At 32.5% G+C, this 19,306-nt stretch carries 16 protein-coding genes; 6 read left to right on the forward strand and 10 right to left on the reverse strand.

The genetic code is table 11. The annotated features are described in order from the left end of the window. The first annotated feature begins 52 nt into the window (after positions 1-52). The 3 genes from D6T69_RS14710 (at position 53) to D6T69_RS14720 (ending at position 2,206) form a co-directional block, all read left to right on the forward strand. Positions 53-979, forward strand: coding sequence for a M43 family zinc metalloprotease (locus D6T69_RS14710; RefSeq protein ID WP_125068713.1), 927 nt, complete (start codon positions 53-55; stop codon positions 977-979). A gap of 140 nt (positions 980-1,119) precedes the next feature. After that, on the forward strand, positions 1,120-1,602 hold the full coding sequence (locus D6T69_RS14715) for an RNA polymerase sigma factor (protein WP_047788669.1): 483 nt from the start codon (positions 1,120-1,122) through the stop codon (positions 1,600-1,602). Next, positions 1,586-2,206, forward strand: coding sequence for a hypothetical protein (locus D6T69_RS14720; RefSeq protein WP_125068715.1), 621 nt, complete (start codon positions 1,586-1,588; stop codon positions 2,204-2,206). The genes D6T69_RS14715 and D6T69_RS14720 overlap by 17 nt, the downstream gene beginning before the upstream one ends. 38 nt (positions 2,207-2,244) lie before the next feature. Here D6T69_RS14720 and D6T69_RS14725 read toward each other — a convergent pair whose 3' ends face one another. The 10 genes from D6T69_RS14725 to D6T69_RS14770 all read right to left on the reverse strand — a co-directional run bounded on the left by D6T69_RS14725 (position 2,245) and on the right by D6T69_RS14770 (position 15,233). Continuing rightward, positions 2,245-2,961, reverse strand: coding sequence for a hypothetical protein (locus D6T69_RS14725; protein ID WP_125068717.1), 717 nt, complete (start codon positions 2,959-2,961; stop codon positions 2,245-2,247). 6 nt (positions 2,962-2,967) lie between these two features. Then, the gene (gene recQ, locus D6T69_RS14730) at positions 2,968-5,073 is read right to left on the reverse strand and encodes a DNA helicase RecQ (RefSeq protein WP_240628326.1); all 2,106 of its coding nucleotides are present in this window, start codon (positions 5,071-5,073) and stop codon (positions 2,968-2,970) included. Between the two features lie 68 nt (positions 5,074-5,141). Next, on the reverse strand, positions 5,142-8,309 hold the full coding sequence (locus D6T69_RS14735) for a S41 family peptidase (protein ID WP_125068719.1): 3,168 nt from the start codon (positions 8,307-8,309) through the stop codon (positions 5,142-5,144). Between the two features lie 66 nt (positions 8,310-8,375). Then, positions 8,376-9,146 carry a tryptophan synthase subunit alpha gene (gene trpA, locus D6T69_RS14740; RefSeq protein ID WP_125068721.1) on the reverse strand — a complete coding sequence of 257 codons (771 nt, stop codon included), beginning with the start codon at positions 9,144-9,146 and terminating at the stop codon, positions 8,376-8,378. A 127-nt stretch (positions 9,147-9,273) separates the two neighbouring features. Next, a complete protein-coding gene (trpB, locus tag D6T69_RS14745) occupies positions 9,274-10,449 on the reverse strand; it encodes a tryptophan synthase subunit beta (RefSeq protein ID WP_125068723.1) in 1,176 nt (391 codons plus the stop codon). 59 nt (positions 10,450-10,508) lie between these two features. Then, complete coding sequence (locus D6T69_RS14750; RefSeq protein ID WP_125068725.1) at positions 10,509-11,141, reverse strand: phosphoribosylanthranilate isomerase; 633 nt, start codon at positions 11,139-11,141, stop codon at positions 10,509-10,511. Between the two features lie 115 nt (positions 11,142-11,256). After that, the gene (trpC, locus tag D6T69_RS14755; protein WP_125068726.1) at positions 11,257-12,045 is read right to left on the reverse strand and encodes an indole-3-glycerol phosphate synthase TrpC; all 789 of its coding nucleotides are present in this window, start codon (positions 12,043-12,045) and stop codon (positions 11,257-11,259) included. Positions 12,046-12,167: 122 nt separating this feature from the next. Further along, positions 12,168-13,154 carry an anthranilate phosphoribosyltransferase gene (trpD, locus tag D6T69_RS14760; protein WP_125068728.1) on the reverse strand — a complete coding sequence of 329 codons (987 nt, stop codon included), beginning with the start codon at positions 13,152-13,154 and terminating at the stop codon, positions 12,168-12,170. Positions 13,155-13,164: 10 nt separating this feature from the next. Next, a complete protein-coding gene (locus D6T69_RS14765; RefSeq protein ID WP_125068730.1) occupies positions 13,165-13,758 on the reverse strand; it encodes an anthranilate synthase component II in 594 nt (197 codons plus the stop codon). A gap of 83 nt (positions 13,759-13,841) precedes the next feature. Next, complete coding sequence (locus D6T69_RS14770; protein WP_125068732.1) at positions 13,842-15,233, reverse strand: anthranilate synthase component I family protein; 1,392 nt, start codon at positions 15,231-15,233, stop codon at positions 13,842-13,844. A gap of 383 nt (positions 15,234-15,616) precedes the next feature. Here D6T69_RS14770 and asnB point away from each other — a divergent pair, with 383 nt between their 5' ends. The 3 genes from asnB to D6T69_RS14785 all read left to right on the forward strand — a co-directional run bounded on the left by asnB (position 15,617) and on the right by D6T69_RS14785 (position 19,289). Then, positions 15,617-17,278 (forward strand): asparagine synthase B, encoded by a 1,662-nt coding sequence (gene asnB / locus D6T69_RS14775; protein ID WP_125068733.1) that lies wholly within the window; start codon positions 15,617-15,619, stop codon positions 17,276-17,278. Between the two features lie 235 nt (positions 17,279-17,513). Beyond that, positions 17,514-18,044 (forward strand): hypothetical protein, encoded by a 531-nt coding sequence (locus D6T69_RS14780; RefSeq protein ID WP_125068735.1) that lies wholly within the window; start codon positions 17,514-17,516, stop codon positions 18,042-18,044. Positions 18,045-18,191: 147 nt separating this feature from the next. Beyond that, positions 18,192-19,289, forward strand: coding sequence for a helix-turn-helix domain-containing protein (locus D6T69_RS14785; protein ID WP_125068736.1), 1,098 nt, complete (start codon positions 18,192-18,194; stop codon positions 19,287-19,289). Positions 19,290-19,306 lie beyond the last annotated feature (17 nt).

Here is a 19,306-nt window from a genome sequence, read left to right on the forward strand (position 1 = left end):
CGCTTTCTATAGCGTCTAGTCAATAATAATTTGATACAACTCCATTAATTCTATGAAAAAAACCTTTTTAATAACTACTCTTTTCTCTTTACTATTTGCTTGCAGTAGCGAAACTAAAATTGATTTACCAGAAAATCCAGAACCTCCTTTAGATAACTTAGAAGTCTACACCTTACCCGTAGTCGTACACATAATACATGGCGGAGAAAGTATAGGCGAAGGCTTTAACCTAGCTACCGAACGTATTAAAGAACAAATTCAATCTTTAAATCACGACTTTAGAAGAGTAGCAGGCACTTTAGGAGAAAACAATTCCCCACTTAGTAGTGACTCATTTATTCAATTTAAACTTGCAGAAATAGATCCTAACGGAAACCCAACTAACGGAATTAACCGTATTAATTATTACGACAACACTTCCGTAAGAGGTGATAAAGACAGATTTGATTGGCTTCCTGAGTTTGAATATTGGAACCCTAATAAATATATCAACATATGGGTATATGGCGGGTATGCCCCTAATACATTTGCTGGCGCAGCTTCTTTTCCTACTACTAACTTACCTGGAATAAAAGATGAGTTAAAAACCATAGGTGATGGTATTTTAATTAATGTTCATCACTTTGGAAAATCCGATGTTTCTGGAGGTCTCAATCTTGGTAAAACATTAACCCACGAAATGGGACATTTCTTAGGTTTATTACATATTTGGGGAGCTGCTCTTGAAGGAAAACCTTGTTCTGACCATGACGATTTTATTGAAGACACACCACCTGTAAGTAGTTCTATTGATGGTTGTGATGGGACAATTCCTAAAGCCTGTGACGGACAACCTGCTCCTGTAAACAACTATATGAATCTTACTGATGATAGATGTATGAATGTATTTACCAAAGGACAAATTAAACGAATGAGATATGTACTTGAACATGCAGAAAGAAGAAAAACACTAATTACCTCTGATGTGATTAGCAGATAACCCATAAAATAGTATTTTCTATTACCTCATTGTCAAACTTCATCCTTACAATTAATTTTGTAAGGTTTTTATTTTCAAAAAAAATTAAACTTTCTTGTAATAATTTTACTTTTCAGAATACCTATCAAGAAAACCAAATTTTGAGTAACGATTTTTATATAACATCCATTTTACCACATGCTGGTATTATTATTAAAATATGTAGAGCTTATACGGACTCTCAGGAAGACTTTGAAGACTTTTATCAAGAAGCTTGTTTACAAATATGGAAAAGCAGAGATGCTTTCCAAAACAAATCGAAATGGTCTACTTGGATATACAGAATTACGCTAAATGTTTGTTTAACCTTAGCGAAGAGAAATGCTAAAAAAGAATATTCTTTAGAGAAAACTCCCAATTTATCGGAGGATAATAAAGCTTTTCAAAACGAAGATTTAAACTTGTTATATGATGCTATTAAAAAATTATCTGAAGTCGACAGAGCGATAATTTTACTGCATTTAGAAGAAAATCCTTACAAAGAAATTGCTGCAATTATTGGAACTAGCGCTAACAATATTGCAGTACGTATTAACAGAATTAAAAAACAATTAAAAATAATATTAGATGGAAAAATCAATTGAAAAAAGATGGAATGAAGCTTTTCTTGACGAACAATCATTAATAGCTCCAAAAATTAACGATATATACAACCAGAAATCTAAATCGGTTATTAATAAAATTAGAAGAACCTACGAGTTTGACAATAAAGGATTGCTTCCTATGGCAGGAATTGTAGTTATCGGTGGGATTCTTTTATCTGAAACTATTATTGGTGCATACGGTGCTTTTTTAATCCTAAGCTTGTACTTCTTTAATACAAGATTATTAAAAAGATTTAAGACTATTGATGTTAAATCTGACAACTTAACATATTTAAAGAACTACAGAAGTGTAATTAACTCGGTATCTAAAGCCACAAAAAAGTTATTTGTTTTTGCAATTCCACTAGCTATTCTATCAATTTTTGCTCTGGCTTACGGTGTGAAAGAGAAAAGTTTTTTATCTAACTATATTTCTAGTGACTCTTCATTCTTAGACATTATAGGAGTTGGACTCATCGTAGCAATTGTGACTGGAGTTATTGGTTTCGTGGTATACAACATCTCTACTCGAATTTTATATCACAGTCTTATATCAAAACTAGACGATATTATTAAAGAAATGGAAGAATTAAAAACTTCTTAATTAATCATAAATCAGAATTGTTCTTTTATAATTCTGGTTTATTTTTTTGTTCTGGTTCGTTTACGAAGTTTAAAAATTCTATCGTCATAATAGACTTTTAGTTCCTCAACAAATGACATAGGATTTTTGTATGTTGTTAAAACTTTATAAGTATAACTATCTAACAAATTGGTTAATTGCTTTTCTAAACGTTCTACCTCATTTGTTAAATATCTAGTATTACTAGTTGTTTTTTTTACTAATGTTATATCTTTATTAAAACTCAACGCTGTATTACCTCCAAAAATATGAGCATGAAAAGCCTCTAACTCTTCCAAGCTTCCGTTTTGATATATTTCAATCAGCTTTGTTGTTGTTTCTAATGCTTTTTGTTGCTCATTTTCTTGCATCGAAAATTTATCAGGATGCACATACAACATTGCTTCTTTATATAATCTCTTCTTCTCTTTCTGATTGGCTTTCTCTACTTCTTCTTTTTTCGAAACAGGTACAATACCTGTAGGTTCTTTGTAATTTTTACCTTTTCGCTTTTGTGCTAACCTTTTTTCCTTTTTAGCTTTCTTTTGTGCTTTATATAAAATTGTTAACTCTCGTTCTTCTATTAACAAATCAGCAATTGAATTTCGTAACGATTGTTCAAAAGGAAACAGCTTGGTTTTAATTGCTTCAATCTTACCTTTTAACGCTTTGATTTTCTCTTCTAAGTTTAAAATAGCGTCTGAATTAGCATCAATAGGAAAATGGTCCTCGTTCATAATACACTATCCTTTCCTTCGTAAAATGGTCAATCCTACTCGTATTTTTTCATATGGAACTTGTTCTCCTAAAAATTCAAAATAAGGTTTTAAAGCTGTCTCATTTTTCAATACTTTTTTGGCATTTGCTACCAAAGCTAATGTATCTGCCTCTATAAACTCATCCAAACTCACATCTTTTCCCTCTAGGTATAACTTAGATAAATGAGAAAAAATAGTGGTAGGTTTTAATCCACGATTCTCTGCTATTCCTTCAACCGTAAATCCTTCTTTATATAACTTAAACGTTTCTAAAGTGGTATCTTTTTTAGTTTTCTTCTTTTCGTTTAAAAAAGTTTTGATCTCTTCCATAAACTCAGCACCATACACTTCCAATTTTCGCTGTCCCACTCCACTTATTGCTAGAAATTCTTCGTCAGATTGTGGTCGTTCATTTTCTATTTCTTTAAGTGTAGCATCATTAAAAACTAAATAGGCGGCTATATCTTCTTCTTGGGCAATGCGATAACGTAGTTTTCGCAAACGCTCAAATAACGTATCCTTAACTGCTTTTTTCTTTTTCTCTTTTGTTACCGTTTTTACTTCTTTTGTAAACGCTACTGGAGTTGTTAATTGTACTTTTTCACCTTCAAAAAGCACTTTATTTGAGAACTCTGTAAGTTGCAAACTATTATGTAAATGAAAAGCTATTTGACAATATCCTTGATTAGTTAACTGAATTAAATAATGTTGCCAATCTCTCCAAGAAATATCGTTACCAACACCGTAGGTTTTTAGCTTATCATAGTTTCTATCTAAAACCGTGGCATTTTTTGCTCCTCTAAGTACATCGATAACAGTTCCCATAGCTTCTTTTCCTTGTAATCGGTAAATAGCTGAGAGTCCTTTTTGCGCAATAACTGTTCCATCAAAAAATTGTGGTGGATTCTTACATACATCACAATTCCCACAGTTTTCTTCAATCAGTTCTCCAAAATAACTGAGTAATATTTTTCTTCGGCAAACGGTGGCTTCAGCAAATTGCTTCATACGTTCTAATTTTGCCTCTTGAACTTCCTTATTTCCGGTATTCTCTATAAACTGACGTAGTTGAATAACATCTGCATAACTATGAAATAATAAAGCCTTTGCAGGTAATCCATCACGACCAGAACGTCCAATTTCTTGATAATAGCCTTCAATGTTTTTAGGCATGTTATAGTGTATTACCCAACGAACGTTCGATTTGTCAATTCCCATTCCAAATGCAATAGTCGCGCAAATTACTTCACAATCATCTTTAATAAAAGCCTCTTGAGTTTTAGCTCTTTCTTCAAAAGATAATCCTGCGTGATATGCCTTTGCATCAATATTGTTTTGTTGCAGTTTACTAGCTAATTGTTCTGTAGCTTTTCTACTCAAACAATAAATAATTCCTGCTTCATTAGGTCTTCTTTGAATAAACTTAATAATTTGTTGTACTCTATCATTTGCAGGACGTACTTCTAAAGCAATATTTTCTCTGTTAAAAGAACTTATAAATTGTGTAGCATTAGGTACAGCTAACTGTTCTAAAATATCTTGTTGCGTAGCTTTATCTGCAGTTGCTGTTAATGCTACAATCGGAATTTCAGGTAATGACTTTTTTAAAAATGCTAATTGCTTGTAGGAAGGACGAAAATCGTGCCCCCAAGCAGAAATACAGTGCGCCTCATCAACAGCAATACAACTTATATAAGATTGATTTAACACATTTTGGAGTAATGATAAACTTTCTGGTGCGACGTACAATAATTTTATACTTTTTGAAGCTATCGCATCAAATACTTGTTGCTGCTCTTCTGTAGATTGACTACTGTTAAAAAAAGTAGCAGAAATTCCATTTGCTCTCAAGCTATCTACTTGATCTTTCATCAAAGCTATTAATGGAGAAATCACCAACGTAACACCTTCAAAAAACAAGGCTGGTAATTGATAACAAATAGACTTTCCTCCTCCTGTTGGCATAATAACCAACGTATCTTTTTTTGCTAAAATATTTTCGATAATAGCTTGTTGCTCTAAACGAAAACTATCATATCCAAAATTTACCTTTAATTTTTCTAACAATTCTTGTTCTGTAATCTGCATCATTTGGCAAAAATAGGAATAAAAAAAGCGCAGAGTTTAAACTCTGCGCTTGATCTTTTTTTTAGTTCTTATTACTTAATATCTTGTAACAACACCTCAACTGCTTTTTTTAACTGAGCATCTTCTCCTCTATCTTTCCATCCTGGTGCATTTTTCACTAAGTAATCTGGTACTGCCGGTGCTTCGTTCTCCATATTTTTTCCTGATTTTTTCACATACCATGCTCTAAAAGGCATACGAATAAATCCGTTTTGTAAGCGTTTTCCTCCTGTAGAAATTACTGCTCCAAAAGTTGGTTGTCCTACTAATTTTCCTAAACCTAAGTTTTTAAACGCATGTGAAAAAATTTCTGCGTTTGAATAACTATTTTCATTACATAAAGCTACCATTGGTTTTGTGTTTACTGATAAAATAGCACGTTCGTTAAACGGATAATTTTTATTGAACTTTTTATGATTTTTTAAACTTTTTGCTGCTCCTCTCGGAACTGTATATGCATGTTGATCTACATTTAACACCGCCATTAATCGGTCAGTTGTCCAACCACCACCGTTGTAACGGACATCAATTACAATTCCTTTTTTACCATAACCACTAGCTTTTAGTTCACGTTCAAAACGCTCAAAACTTGGCATGTTCATTCCTTGAATATGAATATATCCTAATTGACCGTTAGAATATTCATCTACCAATTTCTTTCTAGAATTTACCCACTCTTCATATTGTAATCTTCTTAAGGATCTTTCTGGACGTAATACGACATCCTTACCGTTACCTAAACTCAACAAAATCTCCTTAGTTTGAGTATTCTTTAGTAAACTATAAAAATTCGTATTCTTTTTAATTTCTTGTCCGTTAACAGCAGTAATAATATCCCCCACTTTTAACTTACTGGTTGATTTATCTGCTACTGAATTTGGTAACACATAAGAAACCTTTACTCCTTTTTTAGTGTTCTCTACTTCTAAACCTAATACTCCAACTTTATCACTTGTATTTCTTGGAGCACTTCCTCGGTAGCCCATATGACTCGCATTTAACTGTCCTAACAACAAATTAAACATATAGGTATAATCTTCGTGAGTGGTTGCTGACAATACCCAAGGCTTGTACTTCTTTACTAAAGCATTCCAATTGTATCCGTGAAATTCTGGATCGTAAAAACCAGCTGTTAATGCACGAATTCCTTCTTCAAAAACTTGTTGATATACTTCCTCTCTATTAGTTGTATAGGTAGCACTGTGTGGTAACTTCGTTACTTTATCTGATTTTGTGTTTAATTCAGCTAATTTTCCTCTAGAAGTGAAATAAATTTTTCCTTTGTTCTCAGTAAAGTTTCGTGCATTAGCAACTCCTTTTACTAACTTTGGCTTGCTACCGTCCCATTTAACTTTGTATGTACTTCTTTTTTCTGTAGCAGGGTTGGTTGCTGAAAAATAAATAAAATCACTATCTGCACTAAACACAGGACTATACTCATCATCTTGTAAAGAAGTAACCTGTACTAAACGATCGTAAATTTTATCTTCATCTATTTTTACAACTACTTTTTTCTTCTTTTTCTTTCCTTTTTTTGCGTCTTTATCTTTAGAAGGTTCTTCTTTCTTCTCAGGATAATAAGCTCCTTCTTCGTGATCTAGTTTTGACTTTTCCCAATCAGATTTTTCCAACCAAACCATCCAAACATCGTAATTGATTCCGCTTCTATTTGATAAAAATGCTAACTTTTTTCCGTCAGCACTCCAAACTGGATTACGGTCACTTCTAGGATGCATCGATACATTCATTTTAGTAGAAGGTTTTTCTACAGATTGAATAAAAATTTCGCTATCAAAATTTAAGTCTTCTTGAGAATAGGCTATGTATTTACTATCTGGACTCCACGAAACTCCTTCAGCAGCTGCCCAAGAATTAGAGTACTCTTTAGCATTTGTTATCTTTCCATTTTTAATATCAGCAATCATTAAAATTCCTCTTCCTATCTGGTAAGCTATCTTCTTTCCGTCAGGAGAAACTAAAGAATATTCAATATCTTCTTTACTATTGGTTAGTTTAGAAACTTTTGTTTTTAAACTACGGTGTAACCCCACTAAAGTATCTGTAGAAACTGCACTGTACAATTGATAAACTCCATCTCTATCTGAAGAAAAAACAACTGTTTTATCGTCTAACCATTGTGGATTGATATCTCTATACGGATGCTTGCTTACATTGTTTGAGCGCTTCTTTTCTTTATTATTCTCCTTTACAAAGATTTCTCCATTAATTTCTAATGCTACGTTTTTTCCATTAGGTGAAACTGCATAATCACCAATGTCTCCTGAAACTGTTTTAGTTTCTTCTTCTTCAAAACGATTATCTGAAACAATATCTAAGTTAATTTTTTGAGTTTTTCCATTTTCTAACTTGAAAGTATCTGTCCCACTAGTATAAACAATCGTTCCATTATTACTTACTGAAAATGTTTGTACACCGTCTTTTGTTCGATTTGTTAATTGAGTAGCTGTACCATTGGCAGTTCCATTTGCAGAAATTGCTTGTTTATAAATATTATAACGTCCACTTTTTGCGCCGATATAATATAAATTTCCTGCTGCATCCCAAACAGGAGAGTGGTCATTCTTGTTACTCGTCGTTATTTGATGATATTCATCTGTTTCAGTATTATAAACCCAAATATCACGCTGCGCAGAACCTGAGTAATCTTCACGAGCAATACGGCATGCTCCTTTGGTAAAAGCAATTAATTTTCCGTTAGGAGATACCGAAGCCATTTCACCATAAGCAGTTAATAATCGACGAGGCGTTTCTCCCTTTTCATTAACTACATACATTTGTTTATCCCACTCCGGACCTCTTAATACACGACCAGTCGTAAAAACAATATCTCCTTCTTTTGTCCAATCTGTAGGAACATTGGCTGTAGGGTAGTATGTTAACTGTTTAGGAACTCCTCCTTTTATAGAAGTTACAAATACATTATCATTTCCTTTTCTATTTGATGAAAATGCAATCTCAGTTCCTTTTTCATTCCAAACAGGGTTACTTTCGTAGCCTTTATGAATAGTCAACCTTTTTGTTTGCTGATTGTTAAAGTTATATAGCCAAATATCGCCATAATAACTAAATGCCATTTGAGAAGCATCAGGGCTAATCACAGGCTTACGAATTAGCGTATGTTGGGCAAATAAAAAATTACTTGCTATTAAAGCCACCCCTAAGAATATCTTTTTAGTCATGTTATTTGATTTTAAACCACCAAATTACTTCATTACGACTAAAACTCTCATAAAATTAGGAATATATTAACAGTTCTTAACAGTTTTCACAAAATCACCAATTCCTTCAACTCCCTTTTTTTCTAATTCTTTAATAAAAGCTGATCCAATAATTGCTCCGTTTGCATACTCACAGGCAGTAGAGAATGTTTTATGATCTGAAATACCAAAACCTACAATTAACTTACTTTTTAAATTCATAGCTTGAATTCTTTTAAAGTAATTTATTTGTGCTGATGAAACTTCACCTTTGACCCCTGTAATAGACGCCGAAGCAACAACATAAATAAAAGCATTGGTTAAAGAATCTATCTTACGAATACGTTCTTCGGAAGTATGTGGAGTGATTAAAAATACGTTTGTGATTCCGTATTTTTCAAACAACTGCTGATAGTGATTTTCATATTCAACCATCGGTAAGTCTGGAATAATTACCGTATCAATGCCACAGTCCTTTACTTTTTGACAGAATTTATCTTCTCCATATCTAATAATCTGATTCAAGTATCCCATCACTACTAATGGAGTTTTATTCGTATCTTTTATAGAAGATAACTGTTCAAAAACCACATCGAGATTCATACCGTTTCTCAGCGCTACATCACTACTATGCTGAATAGTCGGTCCATCCGCTAACGGATCAGAATACGGTAAACCTACCTCTATAAAATCTACTCCGTTACTACTTAACTCAGCAATAACTTTTGTGGTATCTTCTAATTTTGGAAAGCCTGCTGTAAAGAAAATTGACAGTAAATTGTTTTCTTTTTGTTTGAATATATGTTGAATTGAGTTCATTTTCTATGGTTTTGTCAGTTCGAGTTATTTTCGACTTTAGGAGAAAATCGTATCGAGAACTTATTACATCTCGATACAAATTTGTTCGTTCCTCACAAATTCACTCGATGAGACATTCTTTTAACTATTAGCTTAAATGTTTTATATACGTTTCTAAATCTTTATCACCTCTTCCTGATAAATTCACCACAACCACTTGATCTTTTTGTAAATTCATTTTTGGTAATACTGCTAAGGCGTGTGCACTTTCTAATGCTGGAATAATTCCTTCTATTTTTGTCAATTCATAAGCAGCGTCTAGTGCTTCTTTGTCCGTAGCATTCATAAAGGTTGTTCGTTCTGTTTCATGTAAATAGGCATGTAACGGTCCCACTCCTGGATAATCTAATCCTGCAGAAATAGAATAAGGTTCTACAATTTGCCCGTATTCATCTTGCATTAAAATCGTTTTACTACCGTGAATTACACCTACTTCTCCTAATTGTGAGGTTGCAGCACTTTCTCCAGAATTCACTCCTAAGCCAGCCGCTTCAACTGCAATCAATTCTACTTCTTCATCTTCTAAATAATGATAAAAAGCACCTGCTGCATTACTTCCTCCACCTACACAAGCTATAATAGTATCAGGATTTTCTTTCCCTGTTTGTTCTTTCAATTGCACTTTCATTTCTTCTGAAATCACTGCTTGCAATCGCGCTACCATATCTGGGTATGGATGCGGGCCTACCACAGAACCTATTAAATAATAGGTATCTGGATGTTGAATCCAATAACGAATTGCTTCATTCGTAGCATCTTTCAGGGTTTTGCTTCCACTAGTTGCTGGTACTACTTTAGCTCCTAACATTTTCATACGTGCAACATTCGGCGCTTGTCGTTGAATATCGGTTTCTCCCATAAAAACAATGCACTCTAACCCCATCAAGGCACATACTGTAGCTGTAGCCACACCATGTTGCCCCGCACCTGTTTCTGCAAGAATCTTAGTCTTTCCTAAATGTTTTGCGATTAAAATCTGACCAATAGTATTATTGACTTTATGTGCTCCTGTATGATTTAAATCTTCTCGTTTTAAATAAATTGTTGCTCCATATTTTTCTGATAATCGTTTTGCTAAATACAGCGGACTTGGACGACCAACATAGTGTTTTAATAAATCTTTATATTCCGCCTGAAACTCTTCAGATTCTATAATTTTTATATAATTATCTTCTAATTCTTTTACGTTTGGGTATAATAATTCTGGTATAAATGCTCCTCCAAATTGTCCGTAATATCCGTTATTGTCTGGTTGAAATTTCATCTTCTTATCGTAATGTTATTTAGTTACAGAGAGATTTCTCACTTCGTTCGAAATGACATTTAACTCTTTTTGACTAATATTTCTTTAAACTTCTTTAATTTCTCTATTGATTTTACTCCTGGCTTGATTTCAAACTTGCTATTCACATCAATTGCATAGCAGTATTGTGATTCTTTTCTTTTAAGAAAGGATTGTAATTCTCCGACTTCTTCTAACCCTATTCCTCCACTTAAAAAGAAAGGTTTTGTTGAATTGTAATCTTTCAAAACCTGCCAGTTAAAAGTTACTCCGTTTCCTCCACGCTCTTTTCCCTTAGTGTCAAACAAAAAGTAATCAACTACTTCTTCGTACGGTTTTAAAAGCTCAAAATTGAACTCATCTTTAATTCCAAATACTTTGATGATTTCTACTTTTGGTAAATGCTGTTTTAACTCCTTTATATACGCTACTGATTCATCTCCATGCAACTGAACTGCATCCAGCTGATATTCTTCAATTAAAGAAACTACAATCTCCAAATACTCATTTACAAAAACGCCTACTTTTTTGATTCCATTGGGCAGCTTCGGAATGATTCCTTCAAAATTCCTTGATGATTTTTCATAGAAAATAAACCCTAAATAATCAGGCTGTAATTCAGCTACTTGCTGAATATTTTCTATAAACTTCATTCCACAAACTTTTAGTTTCATATTATTTATATTTCGTCACTTCGAGTAATTTTCGACTTTGTGAGAAAATTGTATCGAGAAGTACTTATTCTCGATACTAATTTATTCGTTCCTCATAAATTCACTCGAACTGACATTATCTAATTTGATCGATAAATTCTTGACATGCTTGTCCTGGGTTATCCATTTTCATAAAGTTTTCTCCTATTAAAAAACCATGAAAACCATGTTCTTTTAATCCTGTTATAATCCTTGGATCTGAAATTCCGCTTTCAGAAACTTTTACTACCGTATCGGGTATTTGACTTGCTAAATTTATTGAGTGTTCTAAATCAACTTCAAACGTCTTTAAGTTTCTATTGTTAATTCCTATAATTTTATTATCCAGATCTCCAATTTTATCTAAATCTTCTTGGGTATGGATTTCATATAAGACTTCTAATCCTAAATCTGTTGCTAACTGACCGTAATTCTTCAACTGTTCAGCTGTCAAACAAGTAGCTATTAACAACACCGCATCGGCACCAATTGCTTTAGCTTCTACTATTTGAAATCCATCAACAATAAAATCTTTTCTTAAAATGGGTTTTTGCTGATTAATTACTCGTGCTTCCATCAAATCTGCCATCGTACCTCCAAAAAAAGAAGTATCGGTTAAGATCGATTGTGCTGCTACATTAGCATCTAAATATCCATTCGTTACTTCAGTAATCGTTACTTTGTCATTGATAATTCCTTTAGAAGGTGATTGACGTTTGAACTCTGCTATAATTCCTGTTGAATAAGGCTCCAACAACGATTTTTTCAAAGAAATTGGTTGTCTTTTAAAATTCGGACTTTCAACCAGTTTTTTAACAGCAACTTCAGCTTTTATTTTTGCTACTTCCTGTTTTTTAAAGGCTATTATTTTATCTAAAATAGTCATCTTATATTCTTTTTGTTATTGCGAACAAAGTGAAGCAATCTAAATTATTTTCTTTACAGAAAGATTCCTTCACTACCACTTCGACTACGCTCAGTGTCCGTTCGGAATGACGGTTTTTTATTTTAATTTACTAATTTCTCTAACGATTGTTTTGCTTTTAACCCTAATAACGAATCTTTTGCTTCTTCAAAAGCAGTTTCAAAACTCTTATTTTTATTAAACGTTTTTAAGGCAAATGCCGCGTTGGTTAATACCACATTATTTTGTGCTTCTGTTCCTTTTCCGTTGATTATGTTCACAAATATGTCCGCAGCTTCTTTAACAGTATTCCCTCCAAAAATAGCTGATGGAGCAATTTGTTGTTGTCCTAAATCAGATGGAGAAACTTGTTGCTCTGCTTCTTTGGTAAACAATTTAAAATCTCCTGTTAACGATATTTCGTCGTACCCATCTAATGCATGTACCACACCATAATTTACTTCAGATTGTTGCAACATATAATTGTACACCCTGGCAACCTCTAAATTAAATACGCCCACCAATTGATTTTGTGGACGACTTGGATTTACCAATGGCCCCAACATGTTAAAAAATGTTTTTACTCCTAATTCTCTTCGAATAGGTGCTACAACTTTCATTGCTGGATGAAATAGTGGTGCGTGTAAAAAACAAATATTTGCTTCTTCCAACTGACTTTTCAACGCGGTTACATCATTTGTAAAATTGTATCCTAAAAACTCTAACATATTAGAGGATCCCGATGCAGAAGACACTCCGTAATTACCATGCTTTGCAACTTTATGTCCTGTTCCTGCCACAATAAATGAGGTTAATGTTGAAATGTTGAACGTATTTTTTCCATCCCCACCTGTTCCGCATAAATCAATAGTATTAAAATCTGACAAATCTACTTTTATTGCTAACTCTAATAAAGCTTCTCTAAATCCTGATAATTCATCAACCGAAACTGGTCGCATTAAAAACACGGTAATGAATGCAGCTATTTGTGAAGCATTGTATTTTTCTTGTGCAATATTTATCAACACTTCTTTCGATTGTTCCTTGGTCAATCGTTTTTGTTCAAATAGGGTGTTTAGTATTTTTTTCATATCAATAGCTTTAAGCTTTTAGCTTTTGGCTTTCGGCAAAAGCAATAAAATTCTGAATCATTTTTTTCCCATCAGGAGTTAAAATACTTTCTGGGTGAAACTGTACCGCTTCAATAGGAAATTCTTTATGACGTAGTGCCATAATGCTACCATCTTCATCAATTGCTGTTATTTCTAGTTCCTCTGGAAAGTTGTTGCGTGAAGCAATCCAAGAGTGATAGCGTGCAGCTTCAAAAGTTTCCGGAATGTTTTTGAAAGTGACTGTATTATTTTGTATCACTTTCATTTCAGTAGCTACCCCATGAAAAACATCATTCAAATTTTCTATTTCACCTCCAAAAACTTCAGTGATAGCCTGTAAACCTAGGCATACTCCAAAAATTGGAATTCTACCTGCATACGTTTTTATGGTTTCTTTTAAAATTCCTGCTTCATCAGGAATTCCTGGTCCTGGTGATAGAATAATAGCATCATAATTTTTAATTTCATCTACTGAAATTTCATCGTTACGATATACATCAGGTAACTTTCCTGTGATATCTTCTACATAATGCACCAGATTATAGGTAAACGAGTCGTAATTATCTAATATTAATATCTTCATATTTATAGTATTGAGTATTGAGGTTTGAATATTGATAAAACATGTATATCCCACATCTAAATACAAACATCTCAATTCTAATTTTATATTTCTTCTGCTAACACTAATGCTTTTTTTAATGCTGCTAACTTATTATTTACTTCTTGCAGTTCGTTTTCTTCTTTTGAGTTGATTACTATTCCTGCTCCTGCTTGATAGTACAAAGTATTGTTTTTACTTACAAAAGAACGAATCGCTATAGCTTGATTTACATTTCCGTTCAGTCCAATAAAACCAACACATCCTCCATAAAATCCACGAGTTTGATTTTCGTATTTATCTATCAATTCCATGGCTTTGTATTTTGGGGCTCCACTCAAGGTTCCTGCAGGAAATGTATCTCCTACAATTTCTATCGGGTTTCCTGTAATTTTACCTGTTACTGTGGATACCAAATGAATTACATGACTAAAATACTGTACTTCTTTATAAGTTTCAACTGTTACATTAGTTGCATGTTTACTTAAATCATTTCTTGCTAAATCAACCAACATTACATGTTCTGCATTTTCTTTCGGATCATTTGCTAACTCTTTTGCCAACTCCCTATCTTTTTCATCATCACCTGTTCTTCTAAAGGTTCCTGCAATTGGATTGATTACTGCCTGACCTTCATCTATTTTAATTTGTGCTTCTGGCGAAGATCCCATTAACTTAAAACTTCCGTAATCAAAATAGAATAAATATGGAGAAGGATTTATAGAGCGTAACGCTCTGTACACATTAAACTCATCCCCTTTAAATTGTTGTTGAAATTGACGTGATAATACCAACTGAAAAACATCTCCTCTTTTACAGTGTTCTTTTGCTTTTGTTACACTTTCTTTAAACTCTTCATCAGTTATATTAGATGTTTCTTCTCCTTCAAAAGTAAAGTCATATTTAGCAAAAGATTGAGAATTCACTAAGTTTTCAATCTCCAATAATCGAGACTCCTCTCCTTCTGGAATATTCTCTATCAAAATCATTTCATTTTTAAAATGATTAATTGCTACGATAAATCGAAAAAAGCTATACTGTAATACTGGAATTTCAGAAGGTGCTTTATCTGATTTTAACTGAATTGTTTCAAAGTATTGAACCGCATCAAAAGTAGTATAACCATACAATCCATTAAATGATTTTATCTCCTCCGAACAGTCTACCGAAATAACATTGCTATACGCATCAAACTTCTCGTAAAAATTTCTTTGAATAGGTTTTCTTGCTAATTCTTCTTTTTGATAAGACAATAACAACTCATCGTTTTCTGCTTTGATGGTTACCAACGGTTCTATACATAAAAACGAATAACTATTCTCTTTACTGTGATAATCTGAACTTTCTAACAGCAAACTATTCGCGTACTTATCTCTTGTTCTTAAATACAAGCTAACTGGCGTTATCATATCTGCCAATTGTTTTTTTGCTATTGTTTTAAAGGTAATTTTTTTCATTTTATTTAATATGTAAAAACAAAAAAGGCTTATCATGAGATAAGCCTTTTCGTTGTATTATAGATATAACAAGATGGTCTCACTAACGTAAGTTATGAGTTTTCCACCACCAGTTATTTAATTGTTGTTTCATCATTATGTTACAAATGTATAAAGTGATTTTGATTTTACAAACTTTTCTTTCAAATTATTTATTGCAACTAAAAAATAGTAAGTCTCTATGAGTAAACAAAGCTGTTTAAGTTTCACTTCAACACAAAAAACAATAATTAAATTATATTTTATAATCATATTTTAATTTTAACTTACAATTAAAAAACATTCCCTTGTTATTTGTACCAGAAATAAACCAAAAAGAATAAAATTTATAAAAAGATATTATTATGTGTGGAATTGTATGTGCGTTTGATTTAAAACAACCTTCAGATAAGCTGAGACCTCAAATCTTAGAAATGGCTAAAAAAGTTCGTCATAGAGGTCCAGACTGGAGCGGAATTTATAGTGATGAGAAAGCAATTATGGCACATGAGCGATTAGCAATTGTTGATCCTGCTTCTGGACAACAACCTCTATTTAGCCATGACCGTAGATTTGTATTAGCTGCCAATGGAGAGATATACAATCACAAAGAAATAAGAAAGCAACTTAAGGAACAGCATGAGTTTTTAACTAAATCTGATTGTGAGGTTATCTTAGCTTTATACAAAGAAAAAGGTGTAGAATTTTTAGATGATTTAAACGGGATTTTTGGTTTTGCCGTATACGATTCAATTACGGATGAATATTTAGTAGCCCGTGACCATATGGGAATTATTCCCCTATACATGGGATGGGATAAACATGGTACTTTTTATGTAGCTTCTGAATTAAAAGCTTTAGAAGGAGTTTGTAACAAAATCGAAATTTTTCCCCCTGGACACTATTATACGCGTGAAGATGGATTACAAAAATGGTATTCTCGTGACTGGATGGAGTACGAAGCTGTTAGAGACAACCAAACATCAATTGAAGAAGTACGTGACGCTTTAGAAGCAGCCGTTCATCGTCAACTAATGAGTGATGTGCCATACGGTGTTTTATTATCTGGTGGACTAGACTCTTCCATTACCTCAGCTATTGCTAAAAAATATGCTGCTAAGCGTATAGAATCTGGTGATAAAGATGCTGCTTGGTACCCTCAGCTACATTCGTTTTCAATAGGCTTAGAAGGTTCTCCAGATTTAGCTGCTGCTAAAAAAGTATCGGAATATATTGACACTATTCATCACGAAATCACTTTTACTATTCAAGAAGGCTTAGATGCAATAAAAGATGTTATTTACAACCTAGAAACTTACGATATTACAACAGTTCGTGCCTCTACTCCCATGTATTTAATGGCACGTGTTATTAAATCGATGGGAATAAAAATGGTACTATCTGGTGAAGGTGCTGATGAACTTTTTGGAGGATATTTGTACTTCCACAAAGCTCCTAATGCAGAAGAGTTCCACAAAGAAACAGTTAGAAAATTAGATAAGCTATATCAATACGATTGTTTACGTGCTAACAAAAGCTTAATGGCTTGGGGAATTGAAGGTCGTGTTCCATTCTTAGATAAAGAGTTCATGGATGTTGCAATGCGTATTAACCCTGAAGATAAAATGATTAACGGTGAGCGCATGGAAAAATGGGTATTACGAAAAGCCTTTGAAAGCTATTTACCTGAAGAAGTAGCTTGGAGACAAAAAGAACAATTCTCTGATGGAGTTGGGTATAACTGGATTGACACCTTAAAAGAAGTTGTAGAAGCTGCTATTACTGATGAAATGATGGCAAACGCCTCACATCGTTTTCCTACTCAAACACCAAGAGCCAAAGAAGAATATTATTATCGTTCAATATTTGAAGAACATTTCCCTAGTGAAACTGCTGCTTTAACAGTTCCATCTGTGCCTTCAATTGCTTGTAGTACCCCTACAGCGTTAGCATGGGATAAAAGTTTTCAAAACCAAAACGAACCCTCTGGTAGAGCTATCAAAGCTGTACATGAAGACGCTTACTAAGAAAAATTCTTAGTTTTTTTCAAATTTTAGTTGTGATAAAAATCTCGCTTTTGCGGGATTTTTTTATACAAAAACTTAAAACTTTGTTAAACTAAACTCTTTGAATCATTTCTTATAGTAATAAGAACAATTTTAACAACACTTTCTTTTTTTTGAAAGTAATTTTGTTCTTCCTCAAAACCGAATTATTACTCATACTCCTCGTTTTTTTTAACAACCACTAAAACTTAGTATTATGAAGAAATTTGTATTTGGTTTGCTTTTTCTGGGTCTAACCAGCCTGGTACATTCTCAAAATAATGGGAATTCAAAAAATATTATTTTAGAGCCTGTTACTATAAAGCCATTAAACCTCAGTTACCTCAAAGAGGTTCAACACAAAGACACTCCAGAACTAGTCAAAAATCTAGAAAATGAAGCCGCTAGATACGACATCACAGAAGACCCTATTTTTGACAGAGAGTTTGAAGCTTATGAAGTTATTTTCAGAACAAAAAAAGAAGGAGGAACAAGTGGATTAATCACAGCCACTTACGATTCTAACGGTAAAATTATTAGTTCTATTGAGCGTTACAAGAACATACTACTACCTAAAATTGTAAGAACTGCCATTTTAAAGAAATACCCTGGATGGAGAATACATAAAGACGTTTACCTTGTGACTTACAGAAACAACAGTAAATCAAAAAAAGTATTTAAAGTTCAAATTAGAAAAGATGGAAAACGAAAAAACTTAAAGCTAGATTACGATGGTAATATTCATTAAAAAATAAGCTTTTATCATAACAATATAAAAAGTATTTTACATCTTCAGTAAAATACTTTTTTAAGGTTTTTCCCCTTTTTCTTATAAATTTCTCTTCTTTCCTTATAAGTTAATAACATTTCAAATTACTATTTGTTAACTTTACACATGGCTGTTTATTTGATTCAACATATAACCAACAACAACACTACTATTAATTTAGCTATCACCTTTTATTCTAAACTTCAGCAAACTCTTCTTAAAAAATGTATCAACTGTTGGATTGACCACAAAAAGAACAGTGTTTTTTTTCTAATAAAAGCACCTAACAAAAACTCAATCCGAAAATTATACTACAAATCTATTAACCTACGTCCTCACAAAATAACATCCGTAAATAACCATTTAGTTTTTGCTTTCTTAAAGAGTATACAAAAACTTAAAGCAATACAATCTAAATCACTCTACACATCACAAAAACATTCAGTCTTTTTTTTAGCCAAAACATTTAATAAAAAAGTGTTCTTTCTAAACAAAGTAAAAACTATTGAATCTTTACCGTTTAAAAAAGCTATTATTCAAAACCTAATAACTTCTTACGAAGGACATCAAATAGAAACTAACGAAAATATAATAGCTTCATTTCATTCTATTAAAAACGCCTTGGGTTGTACTGTTTCTATACTAGACAAGCTCAATAAAAGAACAGATAATAGTTCCACTAAAATTATTTTATACACATCTTTACACAACGATAATAAAACTATTCTTTCTGAAATAATTCCTAAACTAACAAAGCTGCTCTTTCTTGTAAAAAAGAAAGAACAACTGATTATTTCTTCAAAAAAATTAAACATGCATCCTTCACTTTCTAGCTTAAAAAAAATTTACTGGTTAAATTCTGAAAAAGAATCCTTCATACTTTCTTTAATAGATATACTTTCAAAGAACTATCATAAACCTAAATTTAAAGTTTCAGATATTTGCTCTTTAATGATGATGTCTAAAACCAAATTATACAGAAACTGTAAAGACATTACTGGTAAATCCATCAATCAATTATTAAAAGAGTTTAGACTTTTAAAATCTATAGACTCAATAACAATGAGCTCATCAGCTATAAATCAAATTTCAATAGATGTTGGCTTCAATAGTAGTTCTTATTTTTCTAATTGCTTTAAGAAAAAGTTTGGCATATGCCCTAAAGAACTTTCAAAACAAAAAAACTCCTTAGGTTTATTTCCTAACAACATACAATTCTCATAATTTTTTAGGTCTTATTA

This window comes from Tenacibaculum singaporense (assembly GCF_003867015.1).
In the GTDB taxonomy this organism is placed as follows: domain Bacteria; phylum Bacteroidota; class Bacteroidia; order Flavobacteriales; family Flavobacteriaceae; genus Polaribacter; species Polaribacter singaporensis.

Bases quoted from the DNA above. Each gene is read 5' to 3' on its own strand.
- trpB (WP_125068723.1), bottom strand. From the start codon at position 10,449: ATGAAATTTCAACCAGACAATAACGGATATTACGGACAATTTGGAGGA.
- D6T69_RS14765 (WP_125068730.1), bottom strand. From the start codon at position 13,758: ATGAAGATATTAATATTAGATAATTACGACTCGTTTACCTATAATCTG.
- trpA (WP_125068721.1), bottom strand. From the start codon at position 9,146: ATGAACTCAATTCAACATATATTCAAACAAAAAGAAAACAATTTACTG.
- D6T69_RS14780 (WP_125068735.1), top strand. From the start codon at position 17,514: ATGAAGAAATTTGTATTTGGTTTGCTTTTTCTGGGTCTAACCAGCCTG.
- D6T69_RS14785 (WP_125068736.1), top strand. From the start codon at position 18,192: ATGGCTGTTTATTTGATTCAACATATAACCAACAACAACACTACTATT.
- asnB (WP_125068733.1), top strand. From the start codon at position 15,617: ATGTGTGGAATTGTATGTGCGTTTGATTTAAAACAACCTTCAGATAAG.
- D6T69_RS14725 (WP_125068717.1), bottom strand. From the start codon at position 2,961: ATGAACGAGGACCATTTTCCTATTGATGCTAATTCAGACGCTATTTTA.
- D6T69_RS14720 (WP_125068715.1), top strand. From the start codon at position 1,586: ATGGAAAAATCAATTGAAAAAAGATGGAATGAAGCTTTTCTTGACGAA.
- recQ (WP_240628326.1), bottom strand. From the start codon at position 5,073: ATGATGCAGATTACAGAACAAGAATTGTTAGAAAAATTAAAGGTAAAT.
- D6T69_RS14770 (WP_125068732.1), bottom strand. From the start codon at position 15,233: ATGAAAAAAATTACCTTTAAAACAATAGCAAAAAAACAATTGGCAGAT.
- trpD (WP_125068728.1), bottom strand. From the start codon at position 13,154: ATGAAAAAAATACTAAACACCCTATTTGAACAAAAACGATTGACCAAG.
- D6T69_RS14735 (WP_125068719.1), bottom strand. From the start codon at position 8,309: ATGACTAAAAAGATATTCTTAGGGGTGGCTTTAATAGCAAGTAATTTT.
- D6T69_RS14750 (WP_125068725.1), bottom strand. From the start codon at position 11,141: ATGAAACTAAAAGTTTGTGGAATGAAGTTTATAGAAAATATTCAGCAA.
- D6T69_RS14710 (WP_125068713.1), top strand. From the start codon at position 53: ATGAAAAAAACCTTTTTAATAACTACTCTTTTCTCTTTACTATTTGCT.
- trpC (WP_125068726.1), bottom strand. From the start codon at position 12,045: ATGACTATTTTAGATAAAATAATAGCCTTTAAAAAACAGGAAGTAGCA.